Below are 19,546 nucleotides of genomic sequence, written 5' to 3'. Positions count from 1 at the left end.
GGGACCAGCCGTGTCGGACGAGACGTCCAACCTCGAATTCCAGCCGCGTACGCAGGGCAGCGTGATGGGCTTTCCGGCGCATGAGGGACGGCCCGGCGCGCTGGGTGAGGTCCATGCCCGCCCGCATCCGCTGGTCGACAAACCACGGGTGCTCATCCAGCTGTCCTTCATGACCGAGGGCGGTTCGGCCGTCGATCATGCCGTGCTCTCGGAATTGTCGCGCCGCCTGGGCATCGCGGCACCCGAGCGTCATGCCCGCCACCACGCCATGAAATGGGGCAAGGGCACGCTGCGCTGGGAACGGCATACGGAATTCTCGACCTATCTGTGGGAAGGGCCGCTGGCGGAGAACGGCCGGGGGCAGGAGGATTCGCCCTTCGGCAACGGCTTCTCGCCGCCGGGCACGGTGATTTCGGGCATCCGCCTCGAGATCCGCAAATGGACCCAAGCGAGCGAAAAGCTGATCGCCGGCTTCGATCCGACCAGCCTATGCTACTCCCTGGTCGAACGCGGCGCTGCCGCCATCATCACCGATTTCCGCCAGGACGGCGACGGCCTCACCCGCATGCTGGTGCTCGACCGTGGCCTGACGCCGGCCAGCACCGGCGCCTTGTCGCAGCGGCTGATCGACATCGAGACCTATCGGACGCTGGCCATGCTTGGCCTGCCGCTGGCGCTGACACTATCCGGCCGCGCCCGGCGCATCGAGGACCGGCTGGCGACGACGACGCTGGAAATGAAGGCGGCAGAAACCCGCGACAGCCAGACCTTGCTCGCCGACCTCACCGAACTCGCCGCCGAGCTCGAGGCCGATGCCGCGTCCAGCCTCTACCGTTTCGGCGCCAGCCGCGCCTATGACGGCATCGTCACCGAAAGGCTTGAGGCGCTGGACGAGGAGCCGGTGCAAGGCTTTGACACCTGGGCGGGCTTTCTGCTGCGGCGCATGGCGCCGGCCATGCGCACCTGCCGTTCGGTCGAGGAGCGCCAGGCCAACCTGTCGCGCAAACTCACCCGCGCCACCACGCTGCTGCGCACCTGGGTCGATGTCGAGGTCGAGAAACAGAACCGCGACCTGCTCGCCTCGATGAACAACCGCGCCCGGCTGCAACTGCGCCTGCAGCAGACCGTCGAAGGCCTGTCCGTCGCTGCCGTTTCCTACTATGTCGTCGGTCTCATCGGCTACGTTGCCAAGGGCGCCTCGATCTTCGGCCATGCCTTTGCGCCCGAGGTCGTCACCGCGGCGTCGGTGCCCGTCGCCATCCTGCTGGTCTGGTGGGGCGTGCGCCGTGTGCGCAAGATGCACTCCGAGCCGGCCAGGCATCCGGGCGAATAGCGGGCGGAGGTCCCTCATTTGCGTGTCGAACCGCAGCGGCAGATTGCCGCTGCGGAAGCCTGTGGTTACGCTCCCGGCCCGATGCGACCAAAGCAGCGTTTGCAACAAAACTGTCAGGCTGGTAAAAGATTTTGACCAGTCAACACGGATGAGGGCTGCCCGATGTCCGGCCTAGCCATGCCCAAGCCAGATGCCGAGACGCTGCGCCGCCGCGCCGAGATCGCCGCCGACATGCGCATCATCGTGCCAGGCGAGGGCGTCGTCGACGCGGCCAACGAAATGCGCGCCTTCGAGAGCGACGGCCTCACCGCATACCGGCAACTGCCGCTGGTCGTGGTGCTGCCGGAAACCGTCGCCCAGGTCTCGCGCGTCCTGAAATATTGCAGCGACCGCAACATCCGCGTCGTCCCGCGCGGCTCCGGCACCTCGCTGTCAGGCGGCGCGCTGCCGCTCGAAGATGCGGTGCTGCTGGTGATGAGCCGCTTCAACCGCATCCTGGCGATCGACTATCCCAACCGCATCGTCGTCGCCCAGCCGGGCGTCACCAATCTCGGCATCACCACCGCGGTCGAGCAGGAGGGCTTTTACTACGCCCCCGATCCATCCTCCCAGATCGCCTGCTCGATCGGCGGCAATGTCGCCGAGAATTCCGGCGGCGTGCACTGCCTGAAATACGGGCTCACCGCCAACAATGTGCTGGGCATCGAAATGGTGCTGATGAATGGCGAGGTGGTGCGGCTCGGCGGCAGCCATCTCGACCAGGAAGGCTACGATCTGCTCGGCGTCATGACCGGCTCCGAAGGCCTGCTCGGCGTCGTCACCGAGGTGACGGTCCGCATCCTGAAGAAGCCGGAGACGGCGCGGGCGCTGCTGATCGGCTTCCCGACCAGCGAGGAGGGCGGCCAGTGCGTCGCCGACATCATCGGCGCCGGCATCATTCCCGGCGGCATGGAGATGATGGACCGCCCGGCGATCCACGCCGCCGAGGATTTCGTCCACGCCGGCTATCCGCTCGACGTCGAGGCGCTGCTGATCGTCGAGCTCGACGGTCCGGGCGTCGAGGTCGACCACCTGATCGGGCTTGTCGAGGCGATCGCTTACAGGAACGGCTCGACCACCTGCCGGATCTCGCAGTCGGAGCAAGAACGGTTGACCTTCTGGGCCGGGCGCAAGGCCGCCTTCCCGGCGGTCGGCCGCATCTCGCCGGACTACTACTGCATGGACGGCACAATCCCGCGCAAGGAACTGCCGCGCGTGCTCGCCGGCATGCGCGACCTTTCGGAGAAATACGGCCTCGGCGTCGCCAATGTCTTCCATGCCGGCGACGGCAATCTGCACCCGCTGATCCTCTACGACGCCAACGTGCCGGGCGAGCTCGACAAGGCCGAAAGCTTCGGCGCCGACATATTGCGCCTCTGCGTCGAGGTCGGCGGCGTGCTGACCGGCGAGCACGGCGTCGGCGTCGAAAAGCGCGACCTGATGCCGGAGATGTTCAACCAGGTCGACCTAGACCAGCAGATGCGGGTCAAATGCGCCTTCGATCCCAACCATCTGCTCAACCCGGGGAAAGTGTTTCCGCAACTGCGCCGCTGCGCTGAGTTGGGAAGAATGCACGTGCATCGGGGAGAGGTAGCGTTTCCGGACATTCCGAGGTTTTGATGGGGGCTCAAACTCGCATGTCTGCGTTCTGTCGCGCCCCCCTCTGTCCTGCCGGACATCTCCCCCACAAGGGGGGAGATCGGCTGTCATCGCGGCCTTCGCTAATCTCCGACGTTGCAAGTGAGGCGCGGTCGCGGAAGCTGCCAATCTCCCCCCTCGTGGGGGAGATGTCCGGCAGGACAGAGGGGGGCGCGAAGGAACGCGGCTTCTCAGTGCTCGCAAGTGGGTCATCCTTCCGATGACCACCTTCACCCCATCCTCTTCCGCCGAAACCCTCTCCACCGTCCAATGGGCGGCGGCCGAGGAAACGCCGCTGGAACTCCTCGGCCATGGCTCCAAGCGCGGCATCGGCCGCCCGCTGCAGACCGAACACACGCTCGACCTCTCCAAGCTCGCCGGCGTCACGCTCTACGAACCGGCCGAATTGGTGCTGTCGGCGCGCGCCGGCACGCCGCTCGCCGAGATCGAACAACTGCTTGCCGAAAACGGCCAGCAACTCGCCTTCGAGCCGATGGACTACGCCCCGCTGCTTGGCGGTGAGCCGGGCAGGGGAACCATGGGCGGCGTGCTTGCCTCGAACCTGTCGGGCCCGCGCCGCCTCAAGGCAGGCGCCGCGCGCGACCATATCCTAGGTGTCGCCGCCGTCTCCGGCCGCGGCGAGGCCTTCAAGTCGGGCGGCCGCGTGGTCAAGAACGTCACCGGCTACGATCTTTCCAAGCTGATGGCGAACAGCTGGGGCACGCTGGCCGTGCTCACCGACGTCACCTTCAAGGTCCTGCCGGCGGCGGAAACGGAGGTGACCTTGGCCATTCGCGGCCTGCTCGACGATGCCGCCGTCGCCGCCATGGCGCTGGCGCTTGGGTCCAGCGCCGAAGTCTCGAGCGCCGCGCATTTGCCGCAGCGGATCGCAGCGCGGGTTGCTAGTGGCAGGCATGGCAGCGACGCCGCGACACTGCTGCGCGTCGAGGGTTTTGGTCCGTCGGTCGTCTATCGCATAGAGGCGCTCAAGCAACTGCTCGGCCAGGCAGGCCCCCTGGAAGAGATCGCCGGCGAGGCCTCGAAAACGATCTGGCGGGACATCCGCGATTGCTGGCCTTTCGCAGATGGCAAGACCGGACCGGTCTGGCGCGTCTCGATGGCGCCGTCGCAGGCGCATCACATGGTGATGGCGCTGCGCATGCAGGCTGCGGTCGATGCCTTCTACGACTGGCAGGGCGGCCTGGTGTGGCTGTCGATGCGCGAGGACGATCCTGAGGCCGAATTGCTGCGAGGCTTGATCCGAAAATATGGCGGCGGCCACGCGACGCTCGTGCGCGCCTCCGCACCGCATCGCGCGGCGCTGCCGGTGTTCGAGCCGCAGCCGCCGCATCTGGCAGCACTGTCTGCGCGGCTGAAGGCCGAGTTCGACCCGAAGCAGATTCTCAACCCCGGCCGCATGGCTTAGGACTGATAGTATGCAGACCAATTTCTCCGCCGCGCAGCTTGCCGACCCGGATGTCGCGGAATCGGAAAGGATCCTGCGAAAATGCGTGCATTGCGGCTTCTGCACCGCCACCTGCCCGACCTACGTCACGCTCGGCAACGAACTGGATTCGCCGCGGGGCCGCATCTACCTCATCAAGGATATGCTGGAGAACGGCCGGCCTGCCGACAAGGAGATCGTCACCCATATCGACCGCTGCCTGTCCTGCCTGGCCTGCATGACGACATGCCCCTCGGGCGTGAACTACATGCATCTGGTCGACCATGCCCGTGCCCACATCCAGGAGACCTACAAGCGCCCGCTGCTCGACCGGCTGACGCGCGCCATGCTGGCTGCCGTGCTGCCTTACCCGAGCCGCTTCCGCGCCGCGTTGAAGGTTGCCGGGCTTGGTCGGCCGTTCATCGGCCTGTTCGAGAAACTGCCGGCGCTGAAGCCGGTTGCGGCCATGCTGAAGCTTGCGCCGTCGTCGCTCCCGCCGGCATCGCCGATGGCTTCGCCCGGTACGCATGCCGGGCAGGGGGCCAAGAAACGTGGCCGCGTCGCCATCCTTACCGGCTGCGCGCAATCGGTGCTCGATCCCGCCATCAACGACACGACCATTTCGTTGCTGACGCGGCTCGGCGTCGAAGTGGTGGTGCCGGAAGGCGAGGGCTGCTGCGGCGCGCTGGTCCATCACATGGGCCGCGAGGCGGCCGCCCTCGCCTGGGCGAGGCAGAATGTCGACGCCTGGACGCGCGCCATCGAGAAGCGCGGACTCGACGCCATCATCATCACCGCATCGGGCTGCGGCACGACGATCAAGGATTACGGCTTCATGCTGCGTCTCGATCCGGCCTATGCGGAAAAGGCCGCGCGCGTTTCGGTGCTGGCCAAGGACGTCACTGAGTATCTGACCACCCTCGCCCTGCCCGAACCGGTGCGCAAGCCGGGGACAGTTGTCGCCTATCACTCCGCTTGCTCGATGCAGCACGGCCAGAAGATCACGCGCGAGCCGAAGGAGCTTCTCGCCAAAGCGGGCTTCGTCGTGCGCGAGCCGCGCGAAGGGCATCTGTGCTGTGGTTCGGCTGGCACCTACAACATCCTGCAACCCGAGATCTCGGCGAAACTGCGCGACCGCAAGGTGAAGAACATCGACGCGACGGGAGCTGAAATCGTGGCGACCGGCAATATCGGCTGCATCACCCAGATCGCGTCCGCCGCGAAGCTGCCGGTGGTGCACACGATCAAGCTGTTGGACTGGGCTTATGGCGGCCCGAAGCCTGAGGGTGTTTCTCAGCGAGGGCCTGTGGCAGCAGAGTGATCCTCGTCGCCGGTTCCCCCTCATCCGGCCGCTTCGCGGCCACCTTCTCCCCGGTGGGGAGAAGAGGCTTGCGCCGGCGTCGACAATCTCCTCTCCCCTCGGGGAGAGGTCAGCGGAGCGAAGCGGAGGCTGGGTGAGGGGCGTGCCGCCTTACTCCGCCGCGAGCTGATCCGCCACGCCATAGGTCGCACGATAGAGCGCGCGCTGGCGGTTGAGCGCTACCATCGTGTTGCGCAGCAGGATCGCGACCGTCAGCGGGCCGACGCCGCTGGGCACCGGCGTGATCCACGACGCCACTTCCTTGACGCTGTCGGTGTCGACGTCGCCGACGATGCGGCTTTCGCCGTCAGGTCCGATCTCGGAATTGATGCCGATGTCGATGACACAGGCGCCCGGCTTCACCATGTCGGCCTTGATCAGGCGCGGCTTGCCGACGGCGACGAACAGCGCGTCGGCGCGCCGCGCATGCGTAGCGACGGATCGCGTCATGTGGTGGCACACCGTCACCGTCGCACCTTCGCTCATCAACAGGAAGGCGATCGGCTTGCCGACGATCTCGGAATGGCCGACCACGACCACTTCGAGCCCCTTGAGCTCGAGGCCGGTCTCCTTCAGCAATTCGACCGAGGCGGCCGCCGTGCAAGGCGCCAGGTCGAGCTGGTTGTAGACGATGTTGCCGATCGAGGCCGGATGCATGCCTTCAACATCCTTCAGCGGATGCACCGCCGCCTGCAGCGTCTTGATCGGGATATGCGCCGGCACCGGCCGCTGGATGATGATGCCGGTGACGCGCGGATCGGCGTTGAGGCCGTGGATCGCCGCTTCCAGCTCGCCGGCGGTGATATCGGCGGCGAATCGCCGTTCCTCGAAGCCGATGCCGGCAAGGGCTGCCTTGGCGCGCTGGTTGCGCACATAGACGTCGACCGCGGCGGTATCGCCGACGGTGATCGAGACCAGCTTCGGCGGAAAACCTTCGGCGGCCGCGATTGCTGCGTCCTCGCGCACCGAAGCGATGATGCGCTGGGCGACCGGGCCGCCTTTCAGATAGCGGCTGTCGTCGGTCCGGGTCATGGCTGGCACCCTTTGCCTTCTGGAGCAATTCGAGGACAAGCGCTGAAGCGGCTTTGCGTCCGGAATTGCGTAACTACCGAGATTTGTGCACTGCAATAGCAGATGAGCGCCGGGAAATCAGCCCCGAAAGCGAAACCGCCTGCTTCCGGGGCGACTTGCCGCGCCATCCATCAAATGAAAACGCGAAAACGAAAAAGGCAGCGCGGTTTCCCTGCGCTGCCTTTTCGCGACCGGCCGTATCCCCACACGGCCCGTCCCCCGTAAACCCTTCACCGTTAAAGCACATCCCGCGGGATCGCACTATGACTTGGCGGCAACAGCAGGAGACGAAAAGTGCCGCGCCGCCTAACCGACTGACTGGCTATGACTATATCACCTCCACCGTGGTTCCGACATTCACGCGCTCGTAGAGATCGACGACATCCTCGTTGCGCATGCGGATGCAGCCGGAAGACACCGCGCCGCCGATCGTCCAGGGCTGGTTGGTGCCGTGGATGCGATACTCGGTGGTGCCGATATAGAGCGCGCGCGCACCGAGCGGGTTTTCCATGCCGCCGGCCAGATAGGTCGGCAGGTAGCGACCCTTGGCCGCCTCGCGCTTGATCATCTCCGCCGGCGGGCGCCAGTCCGGCCACACCTTCTTGTCGGTGATCTTGTGCGTGCCCGACCATTCGAAGCCGGGCTTACCGGTGCCGACCCCGTAGCGCCTCGCCTTGCCGTTCTTCTCGACGAGGTAGAGGAAATTCTGGTGCGTATCGATGACGATGGTGCCGGGCTTCGCCGGGCCGTCATAGGCGACTTCCTGCGGCAGGTAGATCGGGTCGATCTGCGGCCGCATCACCATGCGCTTGGCCGGCTGCTGCACGGCCGCCGTGCGCTGCTGGTCTGGCTGCGCCTGGAACAGCCGGCGCAGCGGCTGCTGCGTTGCCTGCCGGGTCGGGCGCACGATGCCCGGCGCATGGCCAAGCTGCAGCACCCAGGGCGCCGAAAGGTCGGGGCTCACCATCACCGGCGGCATGTCAGCGTAGCGGTCATTGGCAAGCGTGGTGGTGGCGCCGGCGGCAAGGACCGCCACCGCGCCAAGCAGGGAACAAAACGCTGTCTTCATCGGAACGCACCTTGATCGTCGAACTCGTCCGGGGCGGGGTGGCCCTCGGTTTCGCGATCCTTGGCGCGGAGCGGCAAGCAAAACATGAATCGGAATGCGTAAAATGCCGCTTTGTCAGTAAACCTTTTGGTGTGGTTACCGGCCGGTTCAGGAATCTGGTAAAGCCACGGTAAACCAAGCGCTGAAGCGCATTAACGAATGGATCTGCTCGTTATGGCAACTGAAAATGCCGGCATTCTCGATGGTCCCGACGGCAAGGCGCGCTGCTTCTGGCACGGCAATCTGCCGGACTATCTCCGCTATCACGACCATGAATGGGGCCGGCCTGTCACCAACGATCAGCGGCTGTTCGAAAAGATCTGCCTGGAAGGGTTCCAGTCGGGCCTGTCATGGCTGACCATCCTGCGCAAGCGCGAGAACTTCCGCGAGGCCTTCGCCGGTTTCGATTTCGATGAGGTGGCTCAATTCACCGACGCGGATGTCGAGCGCCTGCTCGGCAACGTCGGCATCATCCGCCATCGCGGCAAGATCGTCTCGACCATCAACAACGCCAAACGCGCCCGCGAGATGGTCGACGAATTCGGCTCCCTGGCCGCCTGGTTCTGGCAGTTCGAGCCAGGACCGGACGAGCGGCCGGAGATCGTCGACCTCGCGCATCTGCGCGCCAACCCGACGACGGCGGTGTCGGTCAGGCTATCGAAGGAACTGAAGAAGCGCGGCTGGAGCTTTGTCGGCCCGACGACGGTCTACGCCTTCATGCAGGCCATGGGGCTGGTCAACGACCATCTCGAAGGCTGCTACTGCCGATCCGAGGTCGAGAAAGAGCGCAAGAAGCTGAAGCGGCCGAAATGAATGCTTTTTCCTTCTCCTCGTTTACGGGGAGAAGGTGCCCGAAGGGCGGATGAGGGGCGGCGCCGACCTTCGAGATTTCTCGGTGGCCCCAAAATCAAACGCTGCTGGCGCCGGCCAAAAACAGCCCGGCCAGGATCGCCGCCACCGCCGCGAAAGCCGGATAGATGACCAAAAGCCCGGTCACCAGCGCATCGCGCGCGCTCGGCTTAGCCGCCGCAACCTCGAACGGCCCGGCCGGCTGCTGCGCCGGTTTCAGCGTCGGAACCCCGGCAGGCCTCAGCCTTGCAGTCTCGCTCTCGATGATGTCTTCAGCCGTGGTCATGGCCCCGAACCCCTTGTTTCGGCGCGCTTTATCGTCCTCGATTGTGTCGGCACGATGCCGCAGCCATGGCGGAATTGTTTCGTTTTGGTGTGGTTTTGTTTCGGTTCTTCCTTCTCCCCTCGTGGGAGAAGGTGGCCGCGAAGCGGCCGGATGAGGTGTGTTCCAGGGGAAGCCGGTGTCTCACTCCCCTGGAACACCCTCATCCGTCTCGGCGCTGTGCGCCGATCCACCTTCTCCGCAAGGGGAGAAGGAGAGGTCGGCACCCTTGCCGCTCAAAGCCGCATCGTCTAGGAAACGCGCGCTCGAAATAAGTCACTGCTGACTGGAAAAGATTTCATCATGGCCGACAAATCGGAAAAGACGAAAGCGCGGCTGCCGCGCGGTTTTGCCGACCGCAGCGCCGAAGACATCCGCGCCGTCGAGAAGATGATGGCCACCATCCGCTCGGTCTATGAGCTCTACGGCTTCGAGCCGGTCGACCAGCCGATGATCGAATACACCGATGCTTTGGGCAAATTCCTGCCCGACCAGGACCGGCCGAACGAAGGCGTGTTCTCCTTCCAGGACGATGACGAGCAGTGGCTGTCGCTACGCTACGACCTGACCGCGCCGACGGCGCGCTTCGTCGCCGAGAATTTCGACAAGCTGCCGAAACCCTATCGCAGCTACCGCTCGGGCTGGGTGTTCCGCAACGAAAAGCCCGGCCCCGGCCGCTTCCGCCAGTTCATGCAGTTCGACGCCGACACGATCGGCACGCCGGGCGTCGCCGCCGACGCCGAGATGGCGATGATGATGGCCGATGTGATGGAGGCGCTGGGCATCAAGCGCGGCGACTACGTCATCCGCGTCAACAACCGCAAGGTATTGGATGGCGTGCTCGAGGCCATCGGGCTCGGCGGCGAGGACAATGCGGGCCGCCGGCTGACCGTGCTGCGCGCCATCGACAAGCTGGATAAGCTTGGCCCGGAAGGCGTGAAGCTGCTGCTTGGCCCAGGGCGCTGGGACGGCGGCAAGGAAGGCGAAGGCGACTTCGCCAAGGGCGCCGGACTGGATGACGCACAGGCCGAAGCGGTTCTGCTCGCGACGGCCAGGAACGGACAGGCCGGCCAGGATTCTGGCGTCAGCGCCAATGCCGTGTACCAGGAAGGCGTCGGCGAACTGGCAACGATCGAGGCCCTGGTCAGGGCAGCAGGCTATGGCGAGGACCGCGTCCTGATGGATCGTTCCGTCGTCCGCGGCCTCGAATATTACACCGGCCCGGTCTTCGAGGCCGAGCTGCTGGCCGAGATCCCCAACGACGAAGGCCAGATCGTGCGCTTCGGCTCGGTCGGCGGCGGCGGCCGTTATGACGGGCTGGTCTCGCGCTTCCGCGGCGAGCCGGTGCCGGCGACCGGTTTTTCGATCGGCGTCTCGCGCCTGATGACGGCGCTGAAGAACCTCGGCAAGCTCGACACCTCCGACGTCATCGCCCCCGTCGTCGTGCTGGTTATGGACAAGGACACCGAAAGCCTCGGTCGCTACCAGAAGATGGTCGCCGACCTGCGCGCCGCCGGTATCCGCTGCGAAATGTATCTCGGTGGCGCCGGCATGAAGGCGCAGCTGAAATACGCGGATCGCCGCGGCAGCCCGGTCGCCATCATCCAGGGCGGCGACGAGCGCGCCAGGGGCGAGGTGCAGATCAAGGACCTGATCGAAGGCGCGCGCATGTCGGCCGAGATCACCGACAACGCCGAATGGCGCGCCGCAAGGCCGGCTCAGGTGACGGTGGCGGAGGGTGAACTGGTCGCTGAAGTGAAGAGGATATTGGCGGCGCAGGCCGAGGAGCGGGCACGTGGAAGGTAGGGCGCCGACCTTTCCTTCTCCCTTTGAGGGAGAAGGTGGATCGGCGCGCAGCGCCGAGACGGATGAGGGGTGTTCCAGGGAACGCCAACGCCTCATTTCTTCCAATACCCCTCATCCGACCGAGCTTCGCTCGGCCACCTTCTCCCACAAGGGGAGAAGGGGAGGTGGCCCTTTATGACCTCCCGCTACCCCGCCATCGCCGCCGACATCACCAACCTCTTCGCCACCCGCGACACGCGCGCGGTCGAAGTCGCAGTCCTGCAGCCGGCCGATCCGTTCCTCGACATGGCCGGCGAGGACCTGCGCCGCCGCATCTTCCTGACCGAAAGCGAGACCGGCAAGACGCTCTGCCTGCGTCCTGAATTCACCATTCCGGTCTGCCTCGACCACATCGCCAGCCAGGCCGGCACGCCGCGCCGTTACTCCTATCTGGGCGAAGTGTTCCGCCAGCGCCGCGAGGGCGGCAACGAGTTCTTCCAGGCCGGCATCGAGGATCTCGGCGATGGTGACACCGCCGCCGCCGATGCCCGTTCGCTTGCCGACGCGCATGCGCTGCTGTCCCTGGTGCTGCCCGGAAAGCCGCTGGCGATAACGCTCGGCGACCAGACCCTGTTCGAAGCGGTGCTGGCGGCCCTTGGTCTGCCGCGCGGCTGGCGCATGCGGCTTGCGCGCGCCTTCGGCTCGGCGCCGATGCTGGAGGCGGCCCTTGCCGATCTCGCCAATCCGCCGCGCAACAGCCAGCTCTCCGGGCCGGTCGCCTTGCTGGTGCTCGACGGCGATGCGGACGGCCTCGCCGGGCACATTGCCGGCGGCATGGAGGAGGCCGGGCTGTCGGCTTCTGGCGGCCGCGCGCCGGCCGACATAGCGCGCAGGCTGATCGAGAAGGCGCAACTGCGCAGCGTGCGTCTGTCAGACGACGCCTTCTCGGCGCTGAAAGGTTTTCTCGAGATCGACGTGGCGCTCAGCGGCGCGACCGCGGCGCTCGAAAAATTCGCCGCCGATGCCGGCCTCTCGCTTGGCCCGGCGCTGGAGAATTTCGCCGCTCGCGCCAAGGCGATCGAGGCGCATGGCCTGTCCGCGGCGCAAATCCGCTACGATGCCGCCTTCGGCCGTCCGCTCGACTACTACACCGGTCTGGTCTTCGAGATCGTGGCGCAAGGCGGCGACCGGCCGGTGGCCGGCGGCGGTCGCTACGACCGGCTGCTGACGCTGCTCGGCGCCAAGAAGCCGATCCCCGGCGTCGGCTTCTCTGTCTGGCTCGACCGTATCGACGCCCTGCGGGAGGGCACGCGATGATCACGCTGGCGATCCCCTCGAAAGGCCGGCTCAAGGAGCAGTCCATCGAAGTGCTGGCCAAGGCCGGCCTGGCGGTCACGCTGCCGCAGGACGACCGCAAATACCGTGCCCGCATCGACGGCCTCGACAATGTCGAGGTGGCCTTTCTCTCCGCGTCCGAGATCGCTGGCGAGATCGGCCAGGGCGCCGTCGATCTCGGCATCACCGGCGAGGATCTTTTGCGCGAAAACCTGGCCGACTGGGAGGCGCGCGCCGAGATCGTCGCGCGCCTCGGCTTCGGCCACGCCGATGTCGTGGTCGCCGTGCCGGATATATGGCTGGATGTCGATACCATGGCCGATCTCGACGATGTCGCCGCCGATTTCCGCCAGCGCCACGGCCGGCGCTTGCGCATCGCCACCAAATACTGGCGGCTGACGCAGCAGTTCTTTTCGCTCAAGCACGGCATCCAGGTCTACCGCATCGTCGAAAGCCTCGGCGCCACCGAAGGCGCGCCCGCCGCCGGCCTGGCCGACGTCATCGTCGACATCACCACCACCGGCTCGACGCTGCGCGCCAACCACCTCAAGGTCTTGGGCGATGGCACGATCCTGAAATCGCAGGCCTGTCTCGTCGCTTCGAAGAAGCAGCGTGATGCCGCGGACGAGGCGCGGCTGCGCGATATCGCAGCCAAAATGAGCGCTCTGGTCGCTTAGCCCTCCCTACCTTCGGCGGGTTTCCACCGCCATTGCAGGCTGATAGGCTCAGTCATCCCGGGAGGAGACGGCGATGGCGATCAAACTCGACGAGCTTATGAACGCCACGAATCTGCGCGGGCATCGCGCGAGTGGTACCTTCATTGCCCCGGTGGGCGGTAAGGCGCATGTCTCGGGCGACCGCTCGGTGCCCTTGCTCGGCAAGACCATCCCTGAACTGTTCTCCGACACGGTGAGCAAATACGCCACACTCGACGCCGCTGTTTTCGTCGGCCAGGACAAGCGCTTCACCTGGAGCGAGCTGTCGGACGCGGTCGATGCTTTGGCCGCTGGCTTCCTGGCGCTCGGGCTGGAAAAGGGCGACCGCGTCGGCATCTGGTCGCCCAACCGCTGGGAATGGCTGGTGACGCAGTTCGCCACTGCCCGCATCGGCCTGATCCTGGTCAACATCAACCCGGCCTACCGGCTGACCGAGCTCGAATATGCCCTCAACAAGGTCGGCTGCAAGGCACTGGTCACCGCGGTCAGCTTCAAGACCTCCGACTATCTCGGCATGATCGAGACGCTGGCCCCGGAAATCGCCACGGCGGAGCCGGGCAAGCTCAAGGCGAAAAAGCTGCCGGCGCTGAAGATCGTCATCCGCATGGGCGACGACAACTCGCCCGGCATGTTCAATTTCGGCGATGTACTGGCCATGGCCGGCCGCGACGAGCATGACAGCCTCGACCGCATCTCCGAAAGCCTGAAGCCGGGCGACGCCATCAACATCCAGTTCACATCAGGCACCACTGGCGCGCCGAAAGGCGCGACGCTGACGCATTCCAACATCGTCAACAACGGCAATTTCGTTACCTCGGCGATCAAGCTCACGGTCGACGACCGGCTCTGCATCCCGGTGCCGCTCTATCATTGCTTCGGCATGTCGATGGGCACGATGGGCTGCGTCACCAAGGGCGCCACCATGGTGTTCCCCGGCGAGGGCTTCGATGCCGGCGCGACGCTGAAGGCCGTCGCGCAGGAGCGATGCACCGGCCTCTACGGCGTGCCGACCATGTTCGTCGGCATGCTCGACCATGCCGATTTTTCGACCTTCGACCTGTCCAGCCTGCGCACCGGCATCATGGCCGGCTCGCCATGCCCGATCGAGGTGATGAAGAAGGTGGTGTCGCTGATGCATATGAGCCAGGTGACCATCGCCTACGGCATGACCGAAACCAGCCCGGTCTCCTTCCAGAGCGGCGTCGACGATCCGCTGGAAAAGCGCGTCTCCACCGTCGGCCGCATCCACCCGCATGTCGAGGTCAAGGCGATCGGCGCCGATGGCGCCACCGTCGCGGTCGGGGAGCCTGGCGAGCTCTGCACGCGCGGCTATTCGGTGATGAAGGGCTATTGGGACGACGCCGAGAAGACGCGCGAGGCGATCGACGCCGACGGCTGGATGCACACCGGCGACCTCGCCACCATCGATGCCGAGGGTTATTGCAACATCGTCGGCCGGGTGAAGGACATGGTCATCCGCGGCGGCGAGAACGTCTATCCGCGCGAGGTCGAAGAATTCCTCTACCGCCATCCCAAGATCAAGGAAGTGCAGGTCTTCGGCATTCCCGACGACAAATTTGGCGAAGAGCTCTGCGCCTGGATCGTCTTGAAGCCCGGCCAGATTGCCACCGCCGAGGAGATCAAGGCCTTCTGCGCCGGCCAGATCGCCCACTATAAGGTTCCCCGCTACATCCGCTTCCGAACCGAACTGCCGATGACCGTCACCGGCAAGCCGCAGAAGTTCCTGATGCGCGAGGCAATGGTCGAGGAACTGGGACTGGTGGTGCAGAAGACGGCGTGAGAAGGGGCATATCGATTTTGTCACAGTGCTGAATACAGCCACGCCGCAACCCTGCGGCGTCGCCGGCGGCTGTGGATCGACGTCGCTTGAAGCGTCGGACGCCGGGCTGCGGCGTTTCAGGCTTAGGCTGGATGCTCCCTGCACGCATTTCCGCTAAGTTCGCGCAAAAGGGGCTGCGTTTGGGGGCTCGAATGACTGGTTTCGGACGTTCAGTGACTTCCTACACGATGCCATTGGCCGCCCTGGCGATGGCTGTCGCGGTCAGGGCCAGCGGCCTTTCGGTGGACGAAGGCTCGCTGAACGTCAGGGTCCTTGTCGGAGCGCTTTCGAGCGCGATCATGTTCATCACCATTTTCGTGGTGCTCGACCACGCCGAGGCAGTGGCCCGGCGCGTAGGGGAGCCATACGGAACATTGGTGCTGACCTTTGCCGTGACGGCAATCGAAGTGTCGATCATCGTTTCCATGATGCTGCATGGGGAGAACAACCCGACATTGGCACGTGAGTCCGTTTTCTCGACCGTGATGATTACCTCCACCGGCGTGGTCGGCATGTGTCTCACGCTTGGCGGCTGGCGTCATCGCAAGCAGGCAATCGTTCGGCAAGGCACCAGCGCGTATCTGGCTGTCCTGATTGCGCTGAGCGTCATGATCCTGATCCTGCCGACCTATACTCAAACCACTGACCCCGGCACGTTTTCGGCGGCTCAGCTTGGTTTTGTAAGCACGCTTTCAGTGGTGCTCTATGCAAGTTTCGTGTTCGCCCAGACCGTCCGGCACCGCGAAGACTTCGTCGAAGGACAGGCACACGAAGCGCCGATGCGATCTGCCTCTCACGAAAGCGTTTCTGTCGCCGCCCTGCTGCTGTTGAGCGGGCTGGTCGGAATTGTGATGCTTGCCGAGCAGGTCGCCGCAAGTGTCGAGGATACGCTCGTTGCCTACCAGGTCACCCAGGCCGACAGCATCGTGGGGGCGTTGATCGCGGGGCTGGTTCTGATGCCGGAAGCCATTTCGGCGGTTCGCGCCTCGCTCAACAATGAGCTGCAGCGCGGCTTGAACGTGGCGATGGGTTCGGCTTGCGCCACGATCGGCTTGACGATACCGGCGGTCGCGGCCGCCAGCCTGCTGACGGGCAGAGGGCTGACCTTGGGCGTTCCGTCGGCTGATGCAGTCCTTTTGGTCTTGGCGCTCCTGATATGCAATGTAAGCTTCAGCACCGAGAGAACGACATTCCTGACGGGCATGGTCCATATCGTGGTGTTTTTTACCTACGTATTTCTGACATTTGTGCCGTGACAGCTGGCGATCGGATGCAGTGATGAGCTGGGCTGGTGGTACAGAGACGGCGTGGAGCGGGATTGAAATAGTTAGCCTTCGCAACGAGCCGGAGGGCGCGATCGCTCGGCACGCGTATTGGATAAGGTCATGGACAACGAGTTCCCAAATTTCGCGGCATTGAAGGCCGCCAAAACCGAAAACGTGGACTATCGCATCGTCGTCCGGCGCGGCGCGCGAACCGGCAATGCGATTGTCATCGCTCCCCATGGCGGGAAAATCGAACCCCGCACATCCCTTATCACCGAGACGATAGCAGGGCGTGATCTCGATATGTATTGCTTTGAGGGCCTCATGCCGGAAAGCAATCGGGAGCTGCACATAACGTCCAGGAATTTCGACGAGGAATCCGCGCTCGAACTGTTGCGGACGAAGTCCACCGTCGTCGCTATCCACGGTCGTCAGGACCGCGAAGATCCCTCGGCAGTCTACATGGGCGGCAAGGACGCCGCGTTGGTTTCAGAAATAGCCTGGCGTCTGCAGGCCGCCGGCTTCGAGACGAGAAAGGATGACCATCCGTTTCCCGGTATCCAGGATTTGAACATCGTCAACCGGGGATTGACGGGGAAAGGAGCGCAACTGGAAATACCCTTCTCGCTGCGCCGTCGAATCGGCAACGAGCCGGAACTTCTGGAAAGATTCTGTGATGCTGTTCGCAAGGCAATCGAGATGTTCGATGCCCAAAATGGTGTTCAATCATGGGCGGTGTCCTAAGCCGCATCGCCTTTCACCGGAGCAATTCCGGGAAAAGCGCGCAGCGGCTCTCCGTGCGGAATTGCGTCGAAACGAAGAGACGGAGCGGTTTCTGCGAACCGCACTCGGGAACTGGAGTTGATCCCCATGTCGTCGTGGTCGATGAAGGGTCTGTGGACGCGGCAAGTGGGGGTGGCGGCGGAGAATGGCGGCGCAAATCCCTTGCCGGCCGAACTGCCCATTCCGCCGTTTGAAATGCGGCAGCTGGTCGGTCCGACCGACCCTGAGATGTTCGACAACCCGCGCCGCGCGCCTGTCTTTGCCGGCCTGCCGGATGGTGCCTACGACAATGTTTTCGACTTCGGCTCGGGCTGCGGCCGGCTTGCCAGGCAGATGATGCAGCAGTCGCCGCCGCCGGCGAGGTACCAGGGTATCGACCTGCACGAAGGCATGGTGAAGTGGTGCCAGGAGAATTTGACGCCCGCCAACCCCGATTTTACCTTCGCGCATCACAACGTCTTCAATCCCGGATTCAATCCCGATCCGTCCCTGCCGCGCTTCGCCCCGTTCCCGGTCGAGGACGGCGCCGCGACATTGGTGATTGCCTGGTCGGTCTTTACCCACACCACCCAGCGGCAGACCGAGCACTACATCGACGAGACGGCGCGGGTCCTTCATGATCGCGGAATTCTCGTCTCGACCTGGTTCCTGTTCGAGAAGAAGAATTTCCCGATGATGCAAGATTTCCAGAACGCGCTGTACATCAACGAATTCGATCCGACCAATGCGACGATATTCGACCGGACCTGGCTGGTGGAGCTGCTTGCGAGCGCCGGCCTGCAGGTGACGTTGGCGAAGCCTCCGGGGATCAGGGGCTTTCAATGGGTGCTTCACATCCGGAAGAAGGGGCAGGGCGCGCCGGTCGAACTCGGCGAGGACGTTGCTCCCTATGGCAAGAAGCCGCCGCCGGTTGTCACCCAGGATCCATCCAAGATCGGACGTTCTTGATCCGTGTAAGCCCGGCGGTCCCGGCTGGCATCAGGGGGAAACGCGAAACCGGATCAGATACCAGAGTGCCTTGATCCCGTCGCGCCAGCCGATTTTCTTGCCCTCGTCATAGGTCCGGCCGTAATAGCTGATGCCGACCTCATAGATGCGCAGGCCACCGGCGCGCGCGATCTGCGCGCTCATTTGTATCTCGCAGCCGAAATCATCGCAGGTGAGGCGCAGCCGCTCTTTGACGGCGCGCGTGAACATTTTGTAGCAGCATTCGATGTCGGTGAGCGTCTGGTTGTAGAGCAGGTTGAACGTCAGCGAGATGAACCTGTTCGCCACATAATGGTGGAAGTACAACGAACGGTGCGGCCGGCCATGGAAGCGCGAGCCGTAGACCACGTCGGCCACCTTGCGCCTGGCGATGAGATCGTACATCACGGTCCAATCGGCGGGATCATATTCGAGGTCGGCGTCCTGGATGACGACAACGTCGCCGCTCGCGGCCGCAAGTCCGGTACGCACCGCGGCGCCCTTGCCGCTGTTTTCCTGGTGGTAGGCCGGTCGAATGATTATGCTGGCCGCCGGCTGAGCCGTGGCGACGACCAGGTTATTGTGCGCGTCGACGCTGATGGTGCCGCCGCCGCGAGGACCGTCCGGAAAATTGGTCCGCAACCACTCGCGGGTTCCGTCGGTCGATCCGTCGTCCACGACGATGATTTCCTTGTCGACGGCCGGCAGCGCCTCGCTGACCATGGCAAGTACGCCCGGCAGGGTTGCCACCTCGTTGAAGACCGGGACGATGATCGAAAGCATTGGACGAAGCGGCGCCTGGCTGTTTAGCGGATTATGGTGCCGACAGGGGTGTCAGCGTGGCAACGACCGTCACGATGCCTATGATTGCGTAGAGCACGCGGTAGCAGCGCTGCAGGCTGACCAGGCTTTCAAAGCCGAGGCCGGCCCGCAGCGCCCGCAACGAGGCCGCGAGGTGCAGCGGATAGAGCAGCGCGGCCAGCATCAGCACGTGCGGGACCAAGCGGTAAAACGCGAGGCCGACCAGCAGGACATAGGCCGCCGTAAAAAGCGCCAGGCCGGCAACGAAGCCTTGCATCTTGCCGAAGGCGACCGCGTTCGTGCGGATCCCGTTGAACATGTCGCCCTCGTGATCGCGGGCTTCATGGGTGAAATGACCGGCTGTGAAGACGAGCGCGAAGAAGCAACTGATGAGGAGGCCACGCGCGTCGATTGCCGAGAAGGCCGCGTAGCCGAGGAGAAAATGCAGCGCGCCGCCCGAAAGGTGAAGGGCGGAGCTGAAAAGCGGCGTGCCCTTGAGGTGGAGGCCGGGCGCCGAATAAAGCGCGCTCAGGCCGGCGATCGCCAGCCCGATGAAGAAAGGCGTCGCGCCGACCATCGCGAACAGCAACAGGCTGAGCGCCAGCAGCGAAAGCGCGAGATATCCAACCTCGCTTCGCGGCAGGCCTTTTGCGGCAAAAGTGTCCGCCGCCCGCTTGGGATCGTTGACGTCGCCGTCGATGCCGGACCAGTCGTTGAACAGAAAGACATGCGCGACGAGGCAGAGATTGCCGGCGACGACGACGCCCGCCTCCAGCATGGTGTTCATCGTCAGGGCGCCGATCGAAAGCGTCGCTCCGATCAGCGGTGTGCCCTGTAGCGCGCAGACTTCGTCGAAACGGATGCTGGACAACAGCAGGGACCACGATCGTA

17 protein-coding genes are annotated in these 19,546 nt (G+C 64.6%); 12 read left to right on the top strand and 5 right to left on the bottom strand.

Features of this window, described 5'->3' with window-relative positions:
* Positions 1–10: 10 nt before the first annotated feature.
* From DPM33_RS28455 to glcF, 4 genes are all read left to right on the top strand, one after another.
* Complete coding sequence (locus DPM33_RS28455) at positions 11–1,333, top strand: DUF3422 family protein (protein ID WP_112100725.1); 1,323 nt, start codon at positions 11–13, stop codon at positions 1,331–1,333.
* A 162-nt stretch (positions 1,334–1,495) separates the two neighbouring features.
* Positions 1,496–2,992 (top strand): FAD-linked oxidase C-terminal domain-containing protein, encoded by a 1,497-nt coding sequence (locus DPM33_RS28450; protein WP_112100724.1) that lies wholly within the window; start codon positions 1,496–1,498, stop codon positions 2,990–2,992.
* A 238-nt stretch (positions 2,993–3,230) separates the two neighbouring features.
* Positions 3,231–4,436, top strand: a complete 1,206-nt coding sequence (locus DPM33_RS28440) for an FAD-binding protein (protein WP_112100723.1) — start codon at positions 3,231–3,233, stop codon at positions 4,434–4,436.
* A gap of 10 nt (positions 4,437–4,446) precedes the next feature.
* Positions 4,447–5,775, top strand: coding sequence for a glycolate oxidase subunit GlcF (gene glcF, locus DPM33_RS28435; protein ID WP_112100722.1), 1,329 nt, complete (start codon positions 4,447–4,449; stop codon positions 5,773–5,775).
* Positions 5,776–5,925: 150 nt separating this feature from the next.
* Here glcF and DPM33_RS28430 read toward each other — a convergent pair whose 3' ends face one another.
* Positions 5,926–6,846 (bottom strand): bifunctional 5,10-methylenetetrahydrofolate dehydrogenase/5,10-methenyltetrahydrofolate cyclohydrolase, encoded by a 921-nt coding sequence (locus tag DPM33_RS28430; protein WP_112100721.1) that lies wholly within the window; start codon positions 6,844–6,846, stop codon positions 5,926–5,928.
* A 367-nt stretch (positions 6,847–7,213) separates the two neighbouring features.
* Positions 7,214–7,954 carry a L,D-transpeptidase gene (locus tag DPM33_RS28425; protein ID WP_112100720.1) on the bottom strand — a complete coding sequence of 247 codons (741 nt, stop codon included), beginning with the start codon at positions 7,952–7,954 and terminating at the stop codon, positions 7,214–7,216.
* 213 nt (positions 7,955–8,167) lie between these two features.
* On the opposite strand from DPM33_RS28425, the gene DPM33_RS28420 reads away from it, so the two are divergent.
* Positions 8,168–8,806, top strand: coding sequence for a DNA-3-methyladenine glycosylase I (locus DPM33_RS28420; protein WP_112100767.1), 639 nt, complete (start codon positions 8,168–8,170; stop codon positions 8,804–8,806).
* A 94-nt stretch (positions 8,807–8,900) separates the two neighbouring features.
* Here the strand turns inward: DPM33_RS28420 and DPM33_RS28415 are convergent, their stop codons facing one another.
* Complete coding sequence (locus DPM33_RS28415) at positions 8,901–9,128, bottom strand: hypothetical protein (RefSeq protein WP_112100719.1); 228 nt, start codon at positions 9,126–9,128, stop codon at positions 8,901–8,903.
* Between the two features lie 339 nt (positions 9,129–9,467).
* On the opposite strand from DPM33_RS28415, the gene hisS reads away from it, so the two are divergent.
* The 7 genes from hisS to DPM33_RS28380 all read left to right on the top strand — a co-directional run bounded on the left by hisS (position 9,468) and on the right by DPM33_RS28380 (position 17,836).
* The gene (hisS, locus tag DPM33_RS28410) at positions 9,468–10,970 is read left to right on the top strand and encodes a histidine--tRNA ligase (protein ID WP_112100718.1); all 1,503 of its coding nucleotides are present in this window, start codon (positions 9,468–9,470) and stop codon (positions 10,968–10,970) included.
* Positions 10,971–11,144: 174 nt separating this feature from the next.
* On the top strand, positions 11,145–12,266 hold the full coding sequence (locus tag DPM33_RS28405; protein ID WP_112100717.1) for an ATP phosphoribosyltransferase regulatory subunit: 1,122 nt from the start codon (positions 11,145–11,147) through the stop codon (positions 12,264–12,266).
* Positions 12,263–12,961, top strand: coding sequence for an ATP phosphoribosyltransferase (hisG, locus tag DPM33_RS28400; protein WP_112100716.1), 699 nt, complete (start codon positions 12,263–12,265; stop codon positions 12,959–12,961). The genes DPM33_RS28405 and hisG overlap by 4 nt, the downstream gene beginning before the upstream one ends.
* A 73-nt stretch (positions 12,962–13,034) precedes the next feature.
* Positions 13,035–14,801 (top strand): AMP-binding protein, encoded by a 1,767-nt coding sequence (locus tag DPM33_RS28395; protein ID WP_112100715.1) that lies wholly within the window; start codon positions 13,035–13,037, stop codon positions 14,799–14,801.
* 191 nt (positions 14,802–14,992) lie between these two features.
* Positions 14,993–16,096 carry a calcium:cation antiporter gene (locus DPM33_RS28390; protein WP_112100714.1) on the top strand — a complete coding sequence of 368 codons (1,104 nt, stop codon included), beginning with the start codon at positions 14,993–14,995 and terminating at the stop codon, positions 16,094–16,096.
* Positions 16,097–16,225: 129 nt separating this feature from the next.
* A complete protein-coding gene (locus DPM33_RS28385) occupies positions 16,226–16,849 on the top strand; it encodes a poly-gamma-glutamate hydrolase family protein (protein WP_112100713.1) in 624 nt (207 codons plus the stop codon).
* 126 nt (positions 16,850–16,975) lie between these two features.
* Positions 16,976–17,836, top strand: a complete 861-nt coding sequence (locus DPM33_RS28380) for a class I SAM-dependent methyltransferase (protein ID WP_112100712.1) — start codon at positions 16,976–16,978, stop codon at positions 17,834–17,836.
* 30 nt (positions 17,837–17,866) lie between these two features.
* Here the strand turns inward: DPM33_RS28380 and DPM33_RS28375 are convergent, their stop codons facing one another.
* Together DPM33_RS28375 and DPM33_RS28370 are read right to left on the bottom strand one after the other, a co-directional pair.
* A complete protein-coding gene (locus DPM33_RS28375; RefSeq protein ID WP_112100711.1) occupies positions 17,867–18,637 on the bottom strand; it encodes a glycosyltransferase family 2 protein in 771 nt (256 codons plus the stop codon).
* A gap of 31 nt (positions 18,638–18,668) precedes the next feature.
* The gene (locus DPM33_RS28370; RefSeq protein ID WP_167449254.1) at positions 18,669–19,526 is read right to left on the bottom strand and encodes a UbiA family prenyltransferase; all 858 of its coding nucleotides are present in this window, start codon (positions 19,524–19,526) and stop codon (positions 18,669–18,671) included.
* Positions 19,527–19,546 lie beyond the last annotated feature (20 nt).

Origin of the sequence: Mesorhizobium hawassense, assembly GCF_003289945.1 — a bacterium.
GTDB classification, from domain to species: Bacteria; Pseudomonadota; Alphaproteobacteria; order Rhizobiales; family Rhizobiaceae; genus Mesorhizobium; species Mesorhizobium hawassense.
The sequence above is the reverse complement of the archived record's forward strand: the minus strand, read 5'-3'. Positions and strand labels throughout refer to the sequence as shown.